Annotated in this window: 16 protein-coding genes; 11 read left to right on the top strand and 5 right to left on the bottom strand. The window is 48.8% G+C overall.

The window, feature by feature from the left end:
* Positions 1 to 19: 19 nt before the first annotated feature.
* The 4 genes from ACFSDB_RS09185 to ACFSDB_RS09170 are packed head-to-tail and all read left to right on the top strand — an operon-like array spanning position 20 to position 5543.
* Entirely contained in the window at positions 20 to 2065 is a 2046-nt protein-coding gene (locus ACFSDB_RS09185) for a hydantoinase/oxoprolinase family protein (protein ID WP_204891999.1), read from the top strand.
* Between the two features lies 1 nt (position 2066).
* Positions 2067 to 3815: a hydantoinase B/oxoprolinase family protein gene (locus tag ACFSDB_RS09180; protein WP_204891998.1), complete on the top strand. Its 1749-nt coding sequence runs from the start codon at positions 2067 to 2069 to the stop codon at positions 3813 to 3815.
* 2 nt (positions 3816 to 3817) lie between these two features.
* Complete coding sequence (locus tag ACFSDB_RS09175) at positions 3818 to 4147, top strand: cupin domain-containing protein (RefSeq protein ID WP_204891997.1); 330 nt, start codon at positions 3818 to 3820, stop codon at positions 4145 to 4147.
* Between the two features lie 43 nt (positions 4148 to 4190).
* On the top strand, positions 4191 to 5543 hold the full coding sequence (locus tag ACFSDB_RS09170) for a purine-cytosine permease family protein (protein ID WP_204891996.1): 1353 nt from the start codon (positions 4191 to 4193) through the stop codon (positions 5541 to 5543).
* A 126-nt stretch (positions 5544 to 5669) separates the two neighbouring features.
* On the opposite strand, the gene ACFSDB_RS09165 is transcribed toward ACFSDB_RS09170, so the two are convergent.
* Genes ACFSDB_RS09165 through ACFSDB_RS09150 form a run of 4 tightly spaced genes read right to left on the bottom strand, consistent with a single transcriptional unit; the run spans position 5670 to position 7080 of the window.
* Positions 5670 to 5960: a hypothetical protein gene (locus ACFSDB_RS09165; protein ID WP_204891995.1), complete on the bottom strand. Its 291-nt coding sequence runs from the start codon at positions 5958 to 5960 to the stop codon at positions 5670 to 5672.
* 25 nt (positions 5961 to 5985) lie between these two features.
* Positions 5986 to 6567 (bottom strand): hypothetical protein, encoded by a 582-nt coding sequence (locus tag ACFSDB_RS09160; RefSeq protein ID WP_204891994.1) that lies wholly within the window; start codon positions 6565 to 6567, stop codon positions 5986 to 5988.
* 45 nt (positions 6568 to 6612) lie between these two features.
* Positions 6613 to 6891 (bottom strand): hypothetical protein, encoded by a 279-nt coding sequence (locus ACFSDB_RS09155; RefSeq protein WP_204891993.1) that lies wholly within the window; start codon positions 6889 to 6891, stop codon positions 6613 to 6615.
* Positions 6892 to 6915: 24 nt separating this feature from the next.
* Positions 6916 to 7080, bottom strand: coding sequence for a hypothetical protein (locus ACFSDB_RS09150; protein WP_204891992.1), 165 nt, complete (start codon positions 7078 to 7080; stop codon positions 6916 to 6918).
* Between the two features lie 358 nt (positions 7081 to 7438).
* Here ACFSDB_RS09150 and ACFSDB_RS09145 point away from each other — a divergent pair, with 358 nt between their 5' ends.
* The gene (locus ACFSDB_RS09145; RefSeq protein ID WP_204891991.1) at positions 7439 to 8932 is read left to right on the top strand and encodes a multicopper oxidase family protein; all 1494 of its coding nucleotides are present in this window, start codon (positions 7439 to 7441) and stop codon (positions 8930 to 8932) included.
* A gap of 70 nt (positions 8933 to 9002) precedes the next feature.
* On the opposite strand, the gene ACFSDB_RS09140 is transcribed toward ACFSDB_RS09145, so the two are convergent.
* Positions 9003 to 9344 (bottom strand): hypothetical protein, encoded by a 342-nt coding sequence (locus ACFSDB_RS09140; protein WP_204891990.1) that lies wholly within the window; start codon positions 9342 to 9344, stop codon positions 9003 to 9005.
* Between the two features lie 390 nt (positions 9345 to 9734).
* Between ACFSDB_RS09140 and ACFSDB_RS09135 the strand changes: the two genes are divergently transcribed.
* The 6 genes from ACFSDB_RS09135 (at position 9735) to ACFSDB_RS09110 (ending at position 15644) form a co-directional block, all read left to right on the top strand.
* Positions 9735 to 9875: a hypothetical protein gene (locus ACFSDB_RS09135; protein ID WP_377339838.1), complete on the top strand. Its 141-nt coding sequence runs from the start codon at positions 9735 to 9737 to the stop codon at positions 9873 to 9875.
* A 111-nt stretch (positions 9876 to 9986) separates the two neighbouring features.
* Positions 9987 to 10148, top strand: a complete 162-nt coding sequence (locus ACFSDB_RS09130) for a hypothetical protein (protein ID WP_204891989.1) — start codon at positions 9987 to 9989, stop codon at positions 10146 to 10148.
* The gene (locus tag ACFSDB_RS09125; RefSeq protein WP_204891988.1) at positions 10135 to 10341 is read left to right on the top strand and encodes a hypothetical protein; all 207 of its coding nucleotides are present in this window, start codon (positions 10135 to 10137) and stop codon (positions 10339 to 10341) included. Before ACFSDB_RS09130 ends, ACFSDB_RS09125 begins: the two co-directional genes overlap by 14 nt.
* A gap of 524 nt (positions 10342 to 10865) precedes the next feature.
* Positions 10866 to 12428, top strand: a complete 1563-nt coding sequence (locus tag ACFSDB_RS09120; RefSeq protein WP_204891987.1) for a response regulator transcription factor — start codon at positions 10866 to 10868, stop codon at positions 12426 to 12428.
* Positions 12388 to 14202 carry a sensor histidine kinase gene (locus tag ACFSDB_RS09115; protein WP_204891986.1) on the top strand — a complete coding sequence of 605 codons (1815 nt, stop codon included), beginning with the start codon at positions 12388 to 12390 and terminating at the stop codon, positions 14200 to 14202. Before ACFSDB_RS09120 ends, ACFSDB_RS09115 begins: the two co-directional genes overlap by 41 nt.
* A gap of 143 nt (positions 14203 to 14345) precedes the next feature.
* Positions 14346 to 15644: an ABC transporter substrate-binding protein gene (locus tag ACFSDB_RS09110; RefSeq protein WP_204891985.1), complete on the top strand. Its 1299-nt coding sequence runs from the start codon at positions 14346 to 14348 to the stop codon at positions 15642 to 15644.
* Positions 15645 to 15724 lie beyond the last annotated feature (80 nt).

Below are 15724 nucleotides of genomic sequence, written 5' to 3'. Positions count from 1 at the left end.
GAAAGAAGGCTGATTGTTGATGAGAGTTGCTACTGATATCGGGGGAACATTTACAGACTTAGTTTATGTGGATGCTAACGGCAAAGTGGGTGTGGCCAAAAGCCATACAACCCCTCCTAATTTTGAACAGGGAGTCGTCGATGTAATAGAGAAGAGCGGCATCGACCAACAGGCAATCGAGACTTTTATCCACGGCACAACAGTTATTATCAATGCATTAACGGAACGGAAAGGCGTCAAAACCGGACTGATTACTACTAAAGGTTTCCGGGATGTGCTGGAAATTGCACGCGGAAATCGGCCGGACCTTTTCAATGTCCGCTATAAGAAACCGACCCCATTTGTGGAACGCTACTTGCGCCAAGAAGTGGAAGAGCGTCTGAATCAAAAAGGGGAAGTTGTCACTCCGTTAAATAAGGAGCAAGTCAAAGAATTAATCGCCTACTTCAAAAAAGAAGGGGTGGAAGCACTGGCGGTTTCTTACCTGCATGCTTACAAAAATCCGGAACACGAGCAGCAAACTATTGAACTGATACAGGGTTTATGGCCAGAAGTAGCTGTCACGGCTTCACATGAAGTGACGAAAGAGTGGCGTGAATACGAACGCACCAATACAGCGGTCCTGAATTCGTATGTAAAACCGATTGCATCTAAATACATCAACCGTCTTAATACAAAACTGGTTGAGAACGAAGCAGAAAGCTTCAACTACATCATGCAATCAAATGGAGGAACGACGACATTCGAACAAGCTAAGAAGACTCCAATCAATATGGTGGAATCCGGTCCGGTCGCAGGGATTTATGGTGCTGCATACCTTGGAGAAATCATCGGTGAGAAGAACGTCATCGCCTTCGATATCGGCGGAACCACTGCAAAATGTTCCTTGATTGCTGACGGCGAAGTGAAAGTGTCAACGGACTACTATATCGAAAAAGATGCATTGAATGCTGGGTATCCGATCAAATCTCCCGTGGTTGATATTGTGGAAATTGGGAACGGCGGCGGATCGATCGCCTGGATTGATGAAGGAGGATCTTTGAAAGTCGGTCCACAATCAGCAGGTGCAGTTCCAGGTCCCGTAGCTTATGGCCAAGGAGGAACTGAACCGACTACGACGGATGCTAATTTACTGACCGGACGTTTATCACCGGAAAACTTCGATTATCAAGTCGATTTGGATTCTGTGAAAAAAGCCATCGAAGAAAAAGTCGGGAGTGTTTACGGGTTATCTGCAGAAGAAGCAGCGCTCGGCATCATTCGCATCGCAAACGCTAATATGCTGAATGCCTTGAAGCTCATCTCAGTACGTAAAGGTTATGACCCACGCGACTTTACCTTGGTCGCTTTCGGCGGCGGCGGTTCCATGCATGCACCGGCATTGGCGAAAGAGCTGGGTGTCGGGAAAGTTGTGGTCCCAGTCGCATCGTCCGTATTTTCCGCTTGGGGCATGCTGATGACAGACCTGCGCCATGATTATATCCAAACATATATCAACCGATTCCAAGACATCGATCTGAACGAATTAAACAGCGAGTGGAACAAGTTGGAAGCTCAAGCGAGCCAGCAATACGCTGAAGAGCACATTAAAGAAGAGGATATTGTTTACAACCGATTTGTTGATATGCGCTATGCCGGTCAAGAACATACTGTAAAAGTACCGCTTGCCAACGGTGAAATTACTCAGGAAACAGTCGAATCGACCATCCGTTTGTTCCATGAGATGCACGAACAGAGCTTCACTTTCAAATTGGAAGAAGCACAAACGGAAATCGTCAACTTGCATTTGACGGCTTTCGGAAAGGTCCAAAAGCCAGAGTTGCACAAACTCGAAGCAGGCAACACAGACATCGGCTCCGCGTTGAAAGAAACTCGGAATGTCTTTTATGAAAATGATGGCTGGTCGGCGACGAAAGTTTATCACCGCGATCTGCTCGTGCCTGGCATGTCGATTCACGGCCCCGCAATCGTTGAAGAACCGACAGCAACGACTGTCTTCTATTCTGGTCAAACTTTGTCTGTAGATACTTACGGAAATCTGATTATCGAGTCGGAGGTGCAATAAGATGACTGTGACAAATCCAATAGCCAATTCTGTTAAAGTCGATCCATTCACTATTGAAATTGTAAAGGATTCCTTGATTGCCATTGGAGAAGAGATGTTCCATGCACTTGCACGGACATCGATGAGCCCAATTATTTATGAAGTGCTCGACTATGCGAGCGGTCTGACGGATGGAAAAGGACAGCTCCTAACGCAGGGCAATGGCGTCACTGGATTTATCGGGATGCTGACGTTCATGGTCAAAGAAACCTTGAACAAATTCGGGGAAGAAGGTCTAAAAGAAGGCGACATTATTATTATCAACGACTCGTATGTCGGCGGCGGGTCGCACTTATCCGATGTCGGTCTAGTAATGCCAATTTTCCATGAAGGGAAGATCATAGCGTTCTCGGCCAATAAGGCCCACTGGACGGATGTCGGAGGAAAAGACCCTGGTTCATTCAGCAATGATGCGACTGAAATCTATCAAGAAGGTCTTCAATTCCCTTGTGTGAAATTATTTGAAGAGGGCAAGCTGAACCAAGCTGTTCTCGACATCATCAAGGTCAACATCCGGTTCCCGGATTTGTCGATTGGCGATTTGTGGGCGCAGGTAGCCGCACTTCGCACCGGCGAAAAGCGCGTTAAAGAATTATGCGATAAGAACGGAGCAGAAGTTGTACAGGCATCTATCGATCATCACCTTGACCACGGCGAGCAATTGGCACGCAAGGAATTAGCAAAACTACCGAAAGGTGAATTCTTTGCGGAAGACTTTGTTGATGATGACGGCTTCGGCAACGGGCCATTCCCGATTAAAGTAAAAGTGACAATCACCGATGATAAATTTATCTGTGATTTCCGAGGCAGCCATCCGCAGGTTCCGGGACCTGTGAACTGTACGTATACAGGATTGGTGTCAGCAGTCCGGACGATTTTCCTAGCCGCAACCAATCCGTCTCAAGATGTGAACGATGGTGTCTTCCGCCCGCTTGAAATCATAACCGATCCGAAATCAATTCTGGCAGCTGAACGGCCGGCACCAGTGTCGATCTACTGGGAAAGTATGCAAGGCGGAGCGGACTTGGTTTGGCAGGCACTTGCGCCATCTCTGCCGGAACGTTTGTCTGCCGGCCAGCTTCTATCTGTCTGCGCTGTCACTTTGTCCGGACAACACCATGTGACGGAAGAACCGTTCTTGATTGTTGAACCTTCTGCCGGTGGCTGGGGAGCAGCCCAGGGACAGGACGGAGCACGAGGTCAATTCTGCATAGGTGATGGCGAAACGTATAACGTTCCTGTAGAAGTGGCGGAAACACGGTATGGAGTCATGATCGATGAATACAGCTTGCGCACAGACGGAGCGGGCGCCGGTGAATTCATTGGCGGTGCCGGCGTGACGCGCGCTTATCGTGCGATGACGGACAACCAGTTCGTATCGGCGACATTCGGACGCAATAAATACTTCCCGTGGGGCTTAAATGGCGGTTCGGAAGGATCGCCGAATGAATTCACTATCGAAAAGTCGAATGGTGAAACAGATGGGCCATTTGGAATCTATCCGCGCTATCCACTCGATAAGGACGATGTGGTCCGTTTGATGACAGCGACAGGCGGCGGATATGGTAATCCAATGAAGCGGCCAGCAGAGCAAGTCGCAAAAGATGTGAAAAACGAGTATATCACCGTACAGCAAGCAAAAGACTTTTTTGGGGTCGAAGTAAACCCTGAAACATATGAAGTGGTCAGTCTATCAAGGAGAGGGGAATAACCATGGATATTTTGAACATCAAGGATTTGGCGCAAGAAGGAAATGAGTCATATTCGATGCACACCATTTTTAAAGAACAGCAAGCGGATTCCGCGGTGAAAGTCGGGCATGTCACAATCTATCCAGGTGAAACCGTCCCGTTGACTGGTGTTTCAAAACATGAGGAAAACGAATACTCCGTAATCGTCAAAGGCTCATTGGTCACAGAGATTGAAGGGAAGCAATACCGAGTCTCTGCCGGCCAAGCAACTTTCATCCCGAAAGGGGAAGAACACATCGCCGTCAATGACGGCGAGGAAGCTTGCGAACTGGTCTTTGTCATGGTCGGCTAATTGCCAATAGAACAAATGAAAGAAACCAAAAGGGGGATTGAAAATGGAAGGGAAAGCGAAGTCACATGCAGTAGGGAAAGATGAGGCGTTGTCAGCGATTCCAATGGATAAGCGGCAGCACTGGGTGACGCCGGCAATGATTTTTGGTGGACTGGAATTCACGATTCCGGTCCTGATGGTTGGAGCGACACTCGCGGGTGCCTTCGGCATGTCCCAGATATTCTGGATTTTGCTGATCTCATTGTTTGTCGTCCAATGGATCGGTAATGCGGTGGCCGGCTATATCGGTGCTAAAACAGGACGTTCTTCTTCGGTAATTGCACGGACAAGTTTCGGGGCTGCACAGGCCAGGTTCATTGTTGGGATAACCATTTTTATCGTCTCCCTTGGCTGGTGGGCGCTTCAGACCGCAGTTGCGGGGAACGCCATTTCTGCAATGCTCGGCATCGATTATGAAAACCAGTTCGGGCCATGGGCCTTAGTCACAATTGTCGTTGGTTTACTGTTTGCAATTCCATCAATCATCGGCTATGGTTCAATGAAATGGACGGATTATTTTGCCGTTCCAGCTGGACTGCTTTTAATTGCAGGCGGAATCTTCTATGCGCTGCAAAATACAGGAATCGATACGATCATGGCATGGCGTCCTGAACCATCGATGACATTCTTGGCAGCACTAAGCTTGGTCATCGGGATCAACGTTTCCCAATGGGTCATCGCTTCAGACTATACGCGTTACGCAAAACCCAAAGTGAAGGATAATGTACTGATTCCCCTTGGCATTGTAGCGGTCGGCTTTCCGTTATTCTATGTTGGAGCGATCATGTCGGTCGGCGTCGGCGATGCTGATATCGTAAACGTCATGATGAACCTCGGCTTCCCTGTATGGGGCTTCCTGATTCTCTGGTTCGCCACTTGGACAAGCCAGCTCGTCAACAACTACAGCATGGGCCTAGCAATGGCCAACATCTTCAACGTCAATTCCAATAAAGGCCGTGCAATCCTGACGTTCATCGGGACCATCATCGCTATTATCATTGCACTTGCTGGCATCTTGGAATACTTCATGGACTTCCTGTACATGACAGCATTGATTTATCCGGCAATCGCCGGCATCATGATGGCGGATTTCTTCTTTATCCGTAAACAGCAATGGGTAGATAACCAAGGCTGGAACTGGATGGCGACAATTGCCATGGTATTCGGTGTGCTCGTCGGATACTTTACACAATATGTTTATACGTTCGGACTTCCGGCTGTTCAATCACTGATTGCTGCGGGAATTGTATACTTCGTCGCAATGAAAGTGAAAGCAGCTGTAAAACCGGATCACTTCACAGTACCTGTTGAATCGTCGAAAGAGCAGGGTGTAAATGAAAAGACCGAGTTAGTTTAATAAATTAGTAGAAAAACCCTTGTTGGACACTGCTTGTCTGACAGGGGTTTTTACGTTGAAAAAAATAACCCCGCCTTTCCACTGTGGAAGGCAGAGCCATCTGTGAATAAAACCTATCAGTTTCCGTTACATCGGATCCAACTCGTTCACCTTATCCACTTGCCGCCGGACATTCACGGCGATCCACGAGAGGGGGAGTGCGGCCAATGGGAAGAAAATATTCCACGAGGTAAAACTGACGCCTAAATCCGGATAATACGAAAGCATGTACCACGCTTCGTACGCCATGTTCAGCAGCAAGGCCACTAGCGGCCCCACGAAAACTCTTTTCGCTAGCACTGCGGCAACGGCACCTGCCCCGATTACAACGGCCGGAACAATCAGCAGCTGCATTACAAACGGATCGATTGCATCCATAAGTCAAGCTCCTCTTCTATTAAACTCAAATCCCCTGGATGGCCCCGGCAAGCCCGTCCTCATCCAAGAACTCAATCTTCCCGATCTTCCCGTCTTCCGGAACCATCGCCTTGCCTTCGAACGTGAACGGCTCGTCTTCATGCATCACGTCAAAAGTGAACGTGTAGAGCGTCGGCTCCTGGTCGTTCTGCACGATGTCGATATCAGACGTGCTCAACTGATAGTCCCCTTCGAACAGGGAATAGTAAAAAGCACCGGACCGGACGAAATCATCAAAGCCGTTCTCCGTGAAGTAGGAAGCATAGGCCTCTTCCGTATAGTCCTCGAGCGCCTGATGTTCTGGTCCGGCGGTGATCGCATCATATTCTTCCTGGCTCATGTCGTCCTGCTGCATCGCCATCGCGGTTTCCCACAGCTCCCGGTATATTTCGTCCGGTCCGTTGAACTCCTTCTCGATGACCGCCGTGACCACTTCCGCATTTTTGTCGGCCGCCTCGTCCGTTTCCGCTGTCCCTTGCCCCGAGCAGCCCGCCATCATGAGACTGGCGAGCAGCAGAACGCCCAGCAGCAGCCTTGCCGATAACCTTTTCCTGTAATCCAAATGCATGTCCATTCCTCCTCATTAATTCAACTCTCTATGCGAATAAACTCCCTACCGGTGCAGCGCATGCTGCGCCAAATGAAGGTCTTCCTTTTTTACATAAAAATCATATTGCGTCGTGTCGATTTCGGCGTTCCGCACAAATGGCATGACGGTCCGTCCAGTGTCCCCGAACGCCATGTCCAGAATGCTGACATTTGACTTCCGCACGATGTCATACGACACCCCGCCCGTACTGAGTTTCGACGCGGCATCGTAATATTGCTGATTACCGAACACCGAGTGGGCCAAGCATTTCTTCTCCATGAACAAAAACCGGATCAACCCCATAGCCGCTACACCCCTTTCTGGAATCTACCTCCGCCGAAGCTCCTCGGCGATTTCCTTCAACAGCGCGTTCCGCTCTTTCCCTTGCTTCAAGAACGCCAGCACGATGAAAATTCCGAATCCGACCAGGATCAAGTAGAACAGAATCGATACAATCGGCAGCAAAAAGAAAAGATCTCCCATTGCATTCATCCCAAAAACCCCCTTTATAAGATATACGGAATAAAATCAAAAGCGTTTCAAAAAAATGGGAACTGCTGCATTCATGCACTTCGAATCCAAAGACAGAACAATAAGAGGTTTGGAAACGAATCCTACTTAGACTTGGGCAGACAATCTCAAAATAAATCCAGGCAGCTCAGCTCCAACTTGAAAATGCGCGCCACGGAAGAATTCTTTTCATTGCCGGAAGCGGTTCTGCACAGAAACTCGAAACCTTCCCGGTAAACTGGAGGCAATAAGAATGCCAAGGGAGCGCTTGATCCTTTGCAGCAAGCAAACGGGAAGCATGCTCGGTAGCCACAAATACGCGTTAAAAGGAGAAAGAGACATGAAAAGGAGTTTACTGGCAAGTGTCAGCTTGTTGCTGTTGTTAGCTGGATGCACACCCGGGCCAGGAAATCAGATGATGGAGCCGGGGCAGGGGCCGAAAGGGCCCGATTCGCCCACCCGCGGAATGGGCGGCATGGGGGGACACATGAACCAGGGCAATGCTTGGCCGCTCCAAGCGTCAGAAGGCAGCCGAGAATTGACGATTCCGGAAGTGCTGGAGAGAGGGCAGAACGCGGATTTTGATTACGAAGTGGTGGCCAAGGAAGGGACGACCGAGTTTTATGAGGGCACCCTTACCGAAACGTATGGCTACAACGGAGATCTGCTCGGGCCGACCATCCGGTTGAAGGAAGGGGAGACGGTCCGGGTGAAGGTCCGGAACGAGCTGGATGAACCGACGACGTTCCACTGGCATGGCTTGGAAGTCAATGGAGCGGCAGACGGTGGTCCGCATAATCCCGTCTCACCCGGAGAAAGCCAAATCGTCACGTTGAATGTGGACCAGCCAGCAGCCACGCTTTGGTACCATCCGCATCCGCATGGCCAGACAGCGGAACAAGTTTTCAAGGGGCTCAGCGGCTTGCTCTATGTGGACGGAACGGAGCAGAAAGAATTAGGGCTTCCGCAGCGCTATGGTGTGGACGATATTCCACTCATTTTTCAGGACCGGATGTTCGATCAAAACCGGCAATTGAATTATGATGTCCTGATGAACAATGATGGAACAACGGGAGATGTGTCGCTCGTCAACGGGACGCTTGATCCCGAATTGACCGTGACACAGCCGCAGATGCGCTTCCGGATCCTCAATGGCTCCAACGCGCGGACCTACACATTCCGTTTGAGCAATGGCGCGTCCTTCACCCAGATCGCCTCAGACGGCGGAATGCTGCGTGAACCGGTCGATAGAGAGGAACTTACACTCGCGGCTTCGGAACGCGCGGAAATCCTGGTTGATTTTTCCGGGACGGAAGCAGGGGAAGAGTTGGCCCTTACTGACGCGGAAGGCACGGCCCTCCTGCCTTTCAAACTGGCTTTTGACAAGGAAGAAAAGCAGCCGGATCTAAAGCAAGGGACTGCTGGCCAGCCGTTTCTGACGGAAGAAGAAAAGGCTCTGCCGGTTTCGAAAAGGCTCGAATTGTTTGGCATGATGGAAATGGTGACCATCAATGGACAGAAATTCGATCCGGACAGAATCGATCTGCGCCAGCGAAAAGGCGTTACCGAGGTTTGGGAAGTCTATAACCAGCCCGATATGATGGGCGGTATGGCCCATCCGTTCCATATTCACGGTACACAGTTCAAGATCATTTCACGGGACGGCAAAGAACCGGGCCCACATGAACAAGGACTGAAAGACAGCGTCCAGGTAGAGCCGGGCGAACGGGTCAAGCTGCTCGTCACGTTTCCAGAAACCGGGATCTTCATGTACCACTGCCATATCCTTGAACATGAAGAAAACGGGATGATGGGCCAAGTAGAAGTCTACTGACCGGCAAAACATTGAAAACCCCGTTCAAGCAGCTAAAACTGCTTGAACGGGGTTTTGTCGTTCCAAGAACCTACGCAATCGACTCTTCTTCCGGCACACCCAGGCGGTCGGTCAGGGTCTGGTAGATCTCCTTGAAATACTTGTCGTCGTACCACATCTCCTTGTACGCCGCGGAGCGGATGAGCGCACGCTCGTCCGCCTTCACCACTTCGATCTGGACCGTATCGCTACTGCCGGTCTCGTCGATCTCGTGCTGCATCTCTGCCATGAACAGCGCCGTGTTTTTCGGTTCGTACTGCCGGAACGTGCTGATCACCTCATTGAACACTTCCATCGTATTTTCTTCGCTCCTGAACAGCCAGAAGTAATCCTTTTTCTCGCGCGACAAATGCAGATTCAGTTGATAATACATCGTATTCCTCCTTGGGAATGAAACCGTTTTGTTTGCTTCCTGAAGGTCTATACCCCTTTTCCTAAGCTTTAAAGAGGGTAGTCCAACTATTTTTTGATTTCTCCGTTTAAGGCACTTGTTGCTATAAATCAAGACCACATAATTCATTGTTCAAGTGCCTCCATATAGTAAACATGGTGTAAATAAAATCCATTTACAAATGAGAGAAATCTCAATAAAGAGAAAATTAAGAAAACTACTTTACATTTATTGGGCCATAAGATAGTCTTTAATTATATTTGGCCGTTGTTAATGATATTTTTTATTGAAAAAGGTGGCGATAATGCGATAAAAATCAACCAGATAGTACGAGGTGTAAGAGGCAGATGATTGAAAGGAGAGTTGGAAGGAATGCAAGCAGAGGCAAAGAATCCAGCGAAGATGGTGCATGTGAACAAGCGGCGCCTGCAATCATACAGTGAGTTCATCCAAGGCTATAAAGTGTATAAACAAGAGAAAAAAAGCTCGTCAACATCACTCCAAAAGCATTAATTTACAGAACGACTTCATCATATAGAAGAGGTTCTGGCTGGGTGAACAAGATGGCCAGGAAATCCGAGATTCCTCACAAAAGAAGCAGATGCTAAAAAAGGGAGATGCCTCATGGAAAACCACCAAACTACGGAAGCTATAGCACCAAACGATACATTCAATTGGCAGATGGACGAATACGAAGATTACATTGCCGGCTACAAACTGTATAAGAAATTGAAAGAGAAGTGGGATGTCATTGGGAAAGGGGAGACCTCGGATGTCTACCATTGATCCATTGTCTAATTTCCGTGATGACGACGTCTATACGATGCTTTATCTTTACTACAGCAAGGGCACTTCCTTGGAAGCGTTGGCGCACCGATTTTCAGTCGGAAAAGATGTGCTTTTAGGTTTTGTGGAAGGGCGCTACCGGAAAGAATGCTACGAGAATTACAAAGCCGTCGAGAAGCTGTTCAAGGACTGAGACAGAACCGGCAAGGCTGCCGTTCAAAGGAGAAGCGCCATTCGTCTTCGGGGTATAGCGCTATCGAAGGGCTGGAACTTGTTTCGACGATTAAGAAGCATGTAATTTCAAATGGACATGCATAACACAATATAAAATCCCCTTCGGACAGGAAAAATTGTCTGGAGGGGATTTTGTTTGGATCTCAAACTTGCAATCCGCGCTGCTTCTTGGCGATGAACACTTCTGCATGAAGTCCTTATCCCATTTTTATTTATTTTGAAGAGAAGGTTGAGTAGCTAATTTTGTCCTCATAAAAGTGGAGAGGAAACTGCGCTTCTATCTGTACTAACATTCGAATTGTTCGGATTAATCGACATGCTCCAATAAAAAGATGGTAATATGTCTGTAGAATAAAGTGAAAAGCCTTTGGAACAATGGCAGGTTGAATGAGTCCGCTTTACGGGTTTCATTCAACAAGCGGCCAGTCGAAAAAGAGAGAACGGAATTTTTCTTGTGGGTTGCATGTTAAAGGGGGAAAGTTCATGCGGGAAATGTGCAAGGTTCTTATTGTCGACGATGAAATGCTGATCCGGCAAGGGATCATCAATTATATCGAATGGGAAAAAGAGGGGTTCCATATTGTCGGGGAAGCTTCAAATGGAAAAGAAGCGCTGCAGATGATTGCGGAATTTTCTCCGCATATCGTCATCACGGATATCGTCATGCCGATCATGGACGGCATCGATCTGGTCAGGGAAGGAAAGAAAGCGTTTCCGGCGATTGAATTCATTGTCTTGAGCAGTTTTGAGAATTTTGACTATGTGCGGTCGACCTTCCAGAACGGAGTCGCCGATTATATTCTGAAGCCCAAATTAAACGGGCCCGAATTATTGCGGAGCCTGAACCAGCTCGTAGCCAGGATTCCGGATTTGCAGCATTGCGATTCGAAGGCGAAGCCGCTGCGCACAACGGAAGAAATAGTGGGGAGCATGATTGCCGGGTATGATGTGTCGCTCGACAAGGACAGTTTAGCAGCCGAGTTTCCAAACAACCGCTTTGTCCTGGTGGGGAGTTGCGGGGAAAGCCCCGATCCGCACCAATTGAAAGCGTTCTTTGCCCGGTCCACTCTTGAAGAGCTGCCGGTTTTTTCCGTCGGATCAACGGAAACCGGCACAGTGCTCCTGCTCAATTTCAACCCGCATCAGCTGGAGTTTATCAAACAGGCCATCGGTCACCAAGCAGCCGAAATGCCGGAGGCGAAGTGGATGATGTGTGAGCCGTTTGACGCCATCGAGGCCATCAAGCAAGTCTACGACGACAGCCGGGCGAAGATGAAAAAGTATTTGTTTTACCTGCCGGACAGAACTTTGTTTTTCTATGACGGGCTGCCGGAAGAACATGAAAAACAAGCCAGTTTCGATTTGAACCAGTTTATTGAGATGTTCAAAGACCGGTTGTTCAATGCAGCGTTTGCGTACCTCGAAGACCACATCGCGTATCTGGCGGGGCGCTACAATAACGACAGCTTCGAGTTCAAGTCGTTCTTGGGCAACATCGTCTTTAACGTTATTGTCCTATTGGATGCCATGGCCTACAGCACCGAGGAACTGGAACAGAAGAAGTACGGCTATTTCTCAGGCATCAATGAAGCTGCTGATATCAACGATGCGCTGGACCAGTTCAATGGCTTCCTGGAAGAAGTGCGGGCCATCCTGCTGGTGGGCGAAAAGGCGAACGACCCGGCCAATAACCTCGATAAGATCCTGGCTTATATCGAACAGTATTACACGGAGCCTCTGCGCCTGTCGGAAATCGCCAGCCATTTCCATTTTAACGCGTCCTATCTGTCTTCTTATTTCAACACGCACCATAAAGAAGGGTTCAGCGAATACCTGAACCGCGTGCGGATCAAGAAATCGATGGAGCTGCTGGAAAACAGCAAGGTGTCCATTTCGAATATCAGCGGCATGGTCGGCTATTCGGACCACAGCTATTTCTGCAAAGTCTTCAAACGCATTACCGGAATGTCGCCAGGCAGTTATCGAAAGGGGCTTCATGCGCACCATGAAAATGAAGAAAAAGGCCTTTCAAATCTTAAGAAATAATAGCCTGTTCATCAAAATGTTCCTGATCATGGTCATCAGCATCATTGCGGTTTCATTGCTGATCACGTTCAGCTCGATCCGGATGTCTTCCAATCTATTCATGGAGACCTTCAGCATTTCGAACACGAAAGCGCTCGAGCAGATCGAATCGGAATTCGAAGATTACAGTTTTGCCATTGTCAGCACGGCGAACGAAGTGCAGAACAACGGCACCATCAAACGGGTCCTGACCCAGGAAAACGGCAACGCCATCCAAATGTCGAAAGCCTACCACGACATCAGCCGGCAGATCGAACGCATCTACCCGACAGTGGAATCCTACGACGCGAACATGATCGTGCTCGGATTCAACGAACGGCTGTATAACGTGAACTATTCGAATTGGCCGGTTTCGTGGGATGTGCTGCGGTATCATCCGATCACCAAGTACGCCATCAACAATCCCAACCGCCTGGTCTATCAATTTCTGCCGTCCAATTCGTTCAACGACGAACCGATGATCGTCGCGACGAAAGCGTTGATGGAATGGTCGACCGGTGAAATCTACGGCGTCCTTTATTTCCCCATCCGGGAAGTCCAGCTGAAGGAGTTCTACGAAGGCTATACGAGCGTCGAGAACGAAGTGCTATTGGTCAATGAAAGAGGGAAGATCATCTCGAGCAACAAGGAACACCGGATCGGCGACGATGTGAAAGACGTCATGGCATTGGCCAAAGAAGTCGATGACGAGGGCATGGAGTTCAAGGATGTGCATGTATTAGGCAAGGATTATATGCTGATGTCGCAATTCCTGCCGACCTATAATATGTATTTGGTGAACCTGGTGGATAAAAGCGCGGTCCTCGATAACCTGGTCAACACGAAGGAAATTCTCCTGATCAGCCTTGGCATCGTCCTGCTTGCCGTGGTCGTGGTGTTCATCATTTCCCGCCGGATGACCAACTCGATCAGCCGGTTGGTCAAGCAGATCTCGGTGATGGCGAAGCACGACTTCAACAAGCCGGTCGCCGAAACCGGCGGCTACGAAGCGAAGAAGATCGCGAACGCCTTCAATTCGATGCTCAGCGAACTCCAGGAATACGTCGACCTGGTCGTCTTGGCCCAGCAAAAGCAGCGCGGCGCGGAATTGATGGCGCTGCAGCATCAGATCAACCCGCATTTCATCTACAACACCTTGGCTTCCGTGAAGTTCATGATCCAGCAAGACAAAAAGGAAAAAGCGACCGACATGATCCATGCGCTGATTTCATTGCTGCAAAATGCTCTCAGCAATGTGGACCAGACCATCACCGTGGAGCAGGAAATCGCGGATTTGAAAAACTATGTGCTGATCAACCAATCCCGGTACGGCGAAGGAATCAAAGCGAATTTCTTCGTTTCCCCGGATTGCCTGGACTGCCAGCTGCCGAAGCTCATCCTTCAGCCGTTCATCGAAAATGCGTTCTTCCATGCATTCAACGAGAAAAAAGAAGGCTTTGTCCAAATCCTAGTATCGCAAAAAGGCGACAATTTGGTGTGTGAGATTGTGGATAACGGCGACGGCATGGAAATCAAAGGCGATCACACGAAAGAAGACATCAAGGAGAAGCGCCACCTGTTCAGCGGGATCGGCATCCGCAATGTCCATGAACGCATCCAGTTGCTGTACGGGGAAGAATACGGTGTCGAAATCACCAGCGAAAAGGGCAGCGGCACAAAAGTGAAGGTCGAATTGCCTCTTCACAAGGCAGAAACTGCAGCAATACCCAAGAATATTCCAAGCATCCAAGAATAGTCCGAATAACAGAGGCAGAAGTTTGAAATATCTAAATATTTTCAAAGGAACACCTAAAGATTGTGCTAACAATCTTTTTTTTTATGTCGCTATACTGTATGAAAGGTGCAAAATGAAGCGCTTACAAAAAAGGGGGATTTCGGATGAAGAAAGTTTATCTTATGTTAGTGCTGGCGATCGGCATGCTTTTGATGGCAGCTTGTTCTTCGGGGGATGAAGAAGCGAGCGGAAGCGAAAGTTCAGGAGGTTCATCAGGCACGGACACGATTACAGCTTGGGCTTGGGATCCTGCATTCAATATCGCAGCGCTTGAAAAGGCGAAAGAAGCATATAGCGGCGACGGCGAATATGAAGTGAAAATCATTGAAAACGCGCAAGACGATATTATCCAGAAGCTCAACACAGGGCTTAGCTCAGGGACGACCAAAGGGATGCCGAACATCGTCCTGATCGAAGATTACCGGGCACAAAGCTTCCTGCAGGCTTATCCGGATGCGTTCCATCCATTGACAGATGTCATCAATTCCGAAGACTTTGCAGAATACAAAATTGCAACAACCAGCTATGAAGGCGAGCAATACGGATTGCCATTCGATTCAGGGGTGGCCGGATTGTATGTCCGCACGGACTATCTGGAACAAGCAGGCTATACCGTAGAAGACGTCACGAACATCACGTGGGATGAATACATTGAAATCGGCAAGAAAGTGAAAGAAGCGACAGGCAAGAACATGCTGACATTGGACCCGAACGATTTGGGGCAGATCCGCATGATGATCCAGACGAACGGATCATGGTATGTGAAAGAAGATGGTTCAACCCCGAACCTTGCAGACAATGAATCACTGGCAAAAGCATTTGAAACATACAAGAAGATGATGGATGCGGATATCGGGAAAATCGTTTCCGACTGGAGCCAATTTGTCGGCGCCTTCAACAGCGGCGATGTTGCCAGCGTACCGACCGGCAACTGGATCACACCGAGCATCAAGCAAGAAGCATCACAATCCGGGAAATGGGCAGTCGTGCCAATGCCGCGATTGGATATGGAAGGCGCAGTGAACGCTTCGAACCTAGGCGGCAGCTCATGGTACGTCTTGAACATCGACGGCAAGGAAGAAGCGGCTGACTTCATGCTGAACACATTCGGCTCGAATGCAGATCTGTACCAGACGCTTGTAAAAGACATCGGCGCTCTTGGAACTTATTCAGCAGCAGCTGAAGGAGACGCGTATGCAGTCGAAGACGAATTCTTCGGCGGACAGCAGATCATCACCGACTTCTCGAAATGGACAGATGAAATTCCAGGCGTCAACTATGGCCTTCACACATACGCCATCGAAGACATTTTGGTCACTGGAATGCAGGATTATTTGAACGGGACAGAGCTTACGAAAGTACTTGAAAATGTCCAAGGACAAGCAGAAGCGCAGCTCAAATAATTGGAATGGAAATAACTGAAGCCTTGGGTTGCCGCTTTTGGACTGGTAGAAGTGCTTTATCACTCGCCAGCCGGGCGCAG

This window comes from Planococcus chinensis (genome assembly GCF_042681545.1).
In the GTDB taxonomy this organism is placed as follows: Bacteria; Bacillota; Bacilli; order Bacillales_A; family Planococcaceae; genus Planococcus; species Planococcus chinensis.
Note: the sequence above shows the minus strand (reverse complement) of the source record. Positions and strands in the feature narration are given on the sequence as shown.

What these genes read in the sequence shown, in the direction of transcription:
- ACFSDB_RS09185 (WP_204891999.1), top strand. Translation starts at nt 20, where the DNA reads ATGAGAGTTGCTACTGATATCGGGGGAACATTTACAGACTTAGTTTAT.
- ACFSDB_RS09180 (WP_204891998.1), top strand. Translation starts at nt 2,067, where the DNA reads ATGACTGTGACAAATCCAATAGCCAATTCTGTTAAAGTCGATCCATTC.
- ACFSDB_RS09175 (WP_204891997.1), top strand. Translation starts at nt 3,818, where the DNA reads ATGGATATTTTGAACATCAAGGATTTGGCGCAAGAAGGAAATGAGTCA.
- ACFSDB_RS09170 (WP_204891996.1), top strand. Translation starts at nt 4,191, where the DNA reads ATGGAAGGGAAAGCGAAGTCACATGCAGTAGGGAAAGATGAGGCGTTG.
- ACFSDB_RS09165 (WP_204891995.1), bottom strand. Translation starts at nt 5,960, where the DNA reads ATGGATGCAATCGATCCGTTTGTAATGCAGCTGCTGATTGTTCCGGCC.
- ACFSDB_RS09160 (WP_204891994.1), bottom strand. Translation starts at nt 6,567, where the DNA reads ATGCATTTGGATTACAGGAAAAGGTTATCGGCAAGGCTGCTGCTGGGC.
- ACFSDB_RS09155 (WP_204891993.1), bottom strand. Translation starts at nt 6,891, where the DNA reads ATGGGGTTGATCCGGTTTTTGTTCATGGAGAAGAAATGCTTGGCCCAC.
- ACFSDB_RS09150 (WP_204891992.1), bottom strand. Translation starts at nt 7,080, where the DNA reads ATGAATGCAATGGGAGATCTTTTCTTTTTGCTGCCGATTGTATCGATT.
- ACFSDB_RS09145 (WP_204891991.1), top strand. Translation starts at nt 7,439, where the DNA reads ATGAAAAGGAGTTTACTGGCAAGTGTCAGCTTGTTGCTGTTGTTAGCT.
- ACFSDB_RS09140 (WP_204891990.1), bottom strand. Translation starts at nt 9,344, where the DNA reads ATGTATTATCAACTGAATCTGCATTTGTCGCGCGAGAAAAAGGATTAC.
- ACFSDB_RS09135 (WP_377339838.1), top strand. Translation starts at nt 9,735, where the DNA reads ATGCAAGCAGAGGCAAAGAATCCAGCGAAGATGGTGCATGTGAACAAG.
- ACFSDB_RS09130 (WP_204891989.1), top strand. Translation starts at nt 9,987, where the DNA reads ATGGAAAACCACCAAACTACGGAAGCTATAGCACCAAACGATACATTC.
- ACFSDB_RS09125 (WP_204891988.1), top strand. Translation starts at nt 10,135, where the DNA reads ATGTCTACCATTGATCCATTGTCTAATTTCCGTGATGACGACGTCTAT.
- ACFSDB_RS09120 (WP_204891987.1), top strand. Translation starts at nt 10,866, where the DNA reads ATGCGGGAAATGTGCAAGGTTCTTATTGTCGACGATGAAATGCTGATC.
- ACFSDB_RS09115 (WP_204891986.1), top strand. Translation starts at nt 12,388, where the DNA reads ATGAAAATGAAGAAAAAGGCCTTTCAAATCTTAAGAAATAATAGCCTG.
- ACFSDB_RS09110 (WP_204891985.1), top strand. Translation starts at nt 14,346, where the DNA reads ATGAAGAAAGTTTATCTTATGTTAGTGCTGGCGATCGGCATGCTTTTG.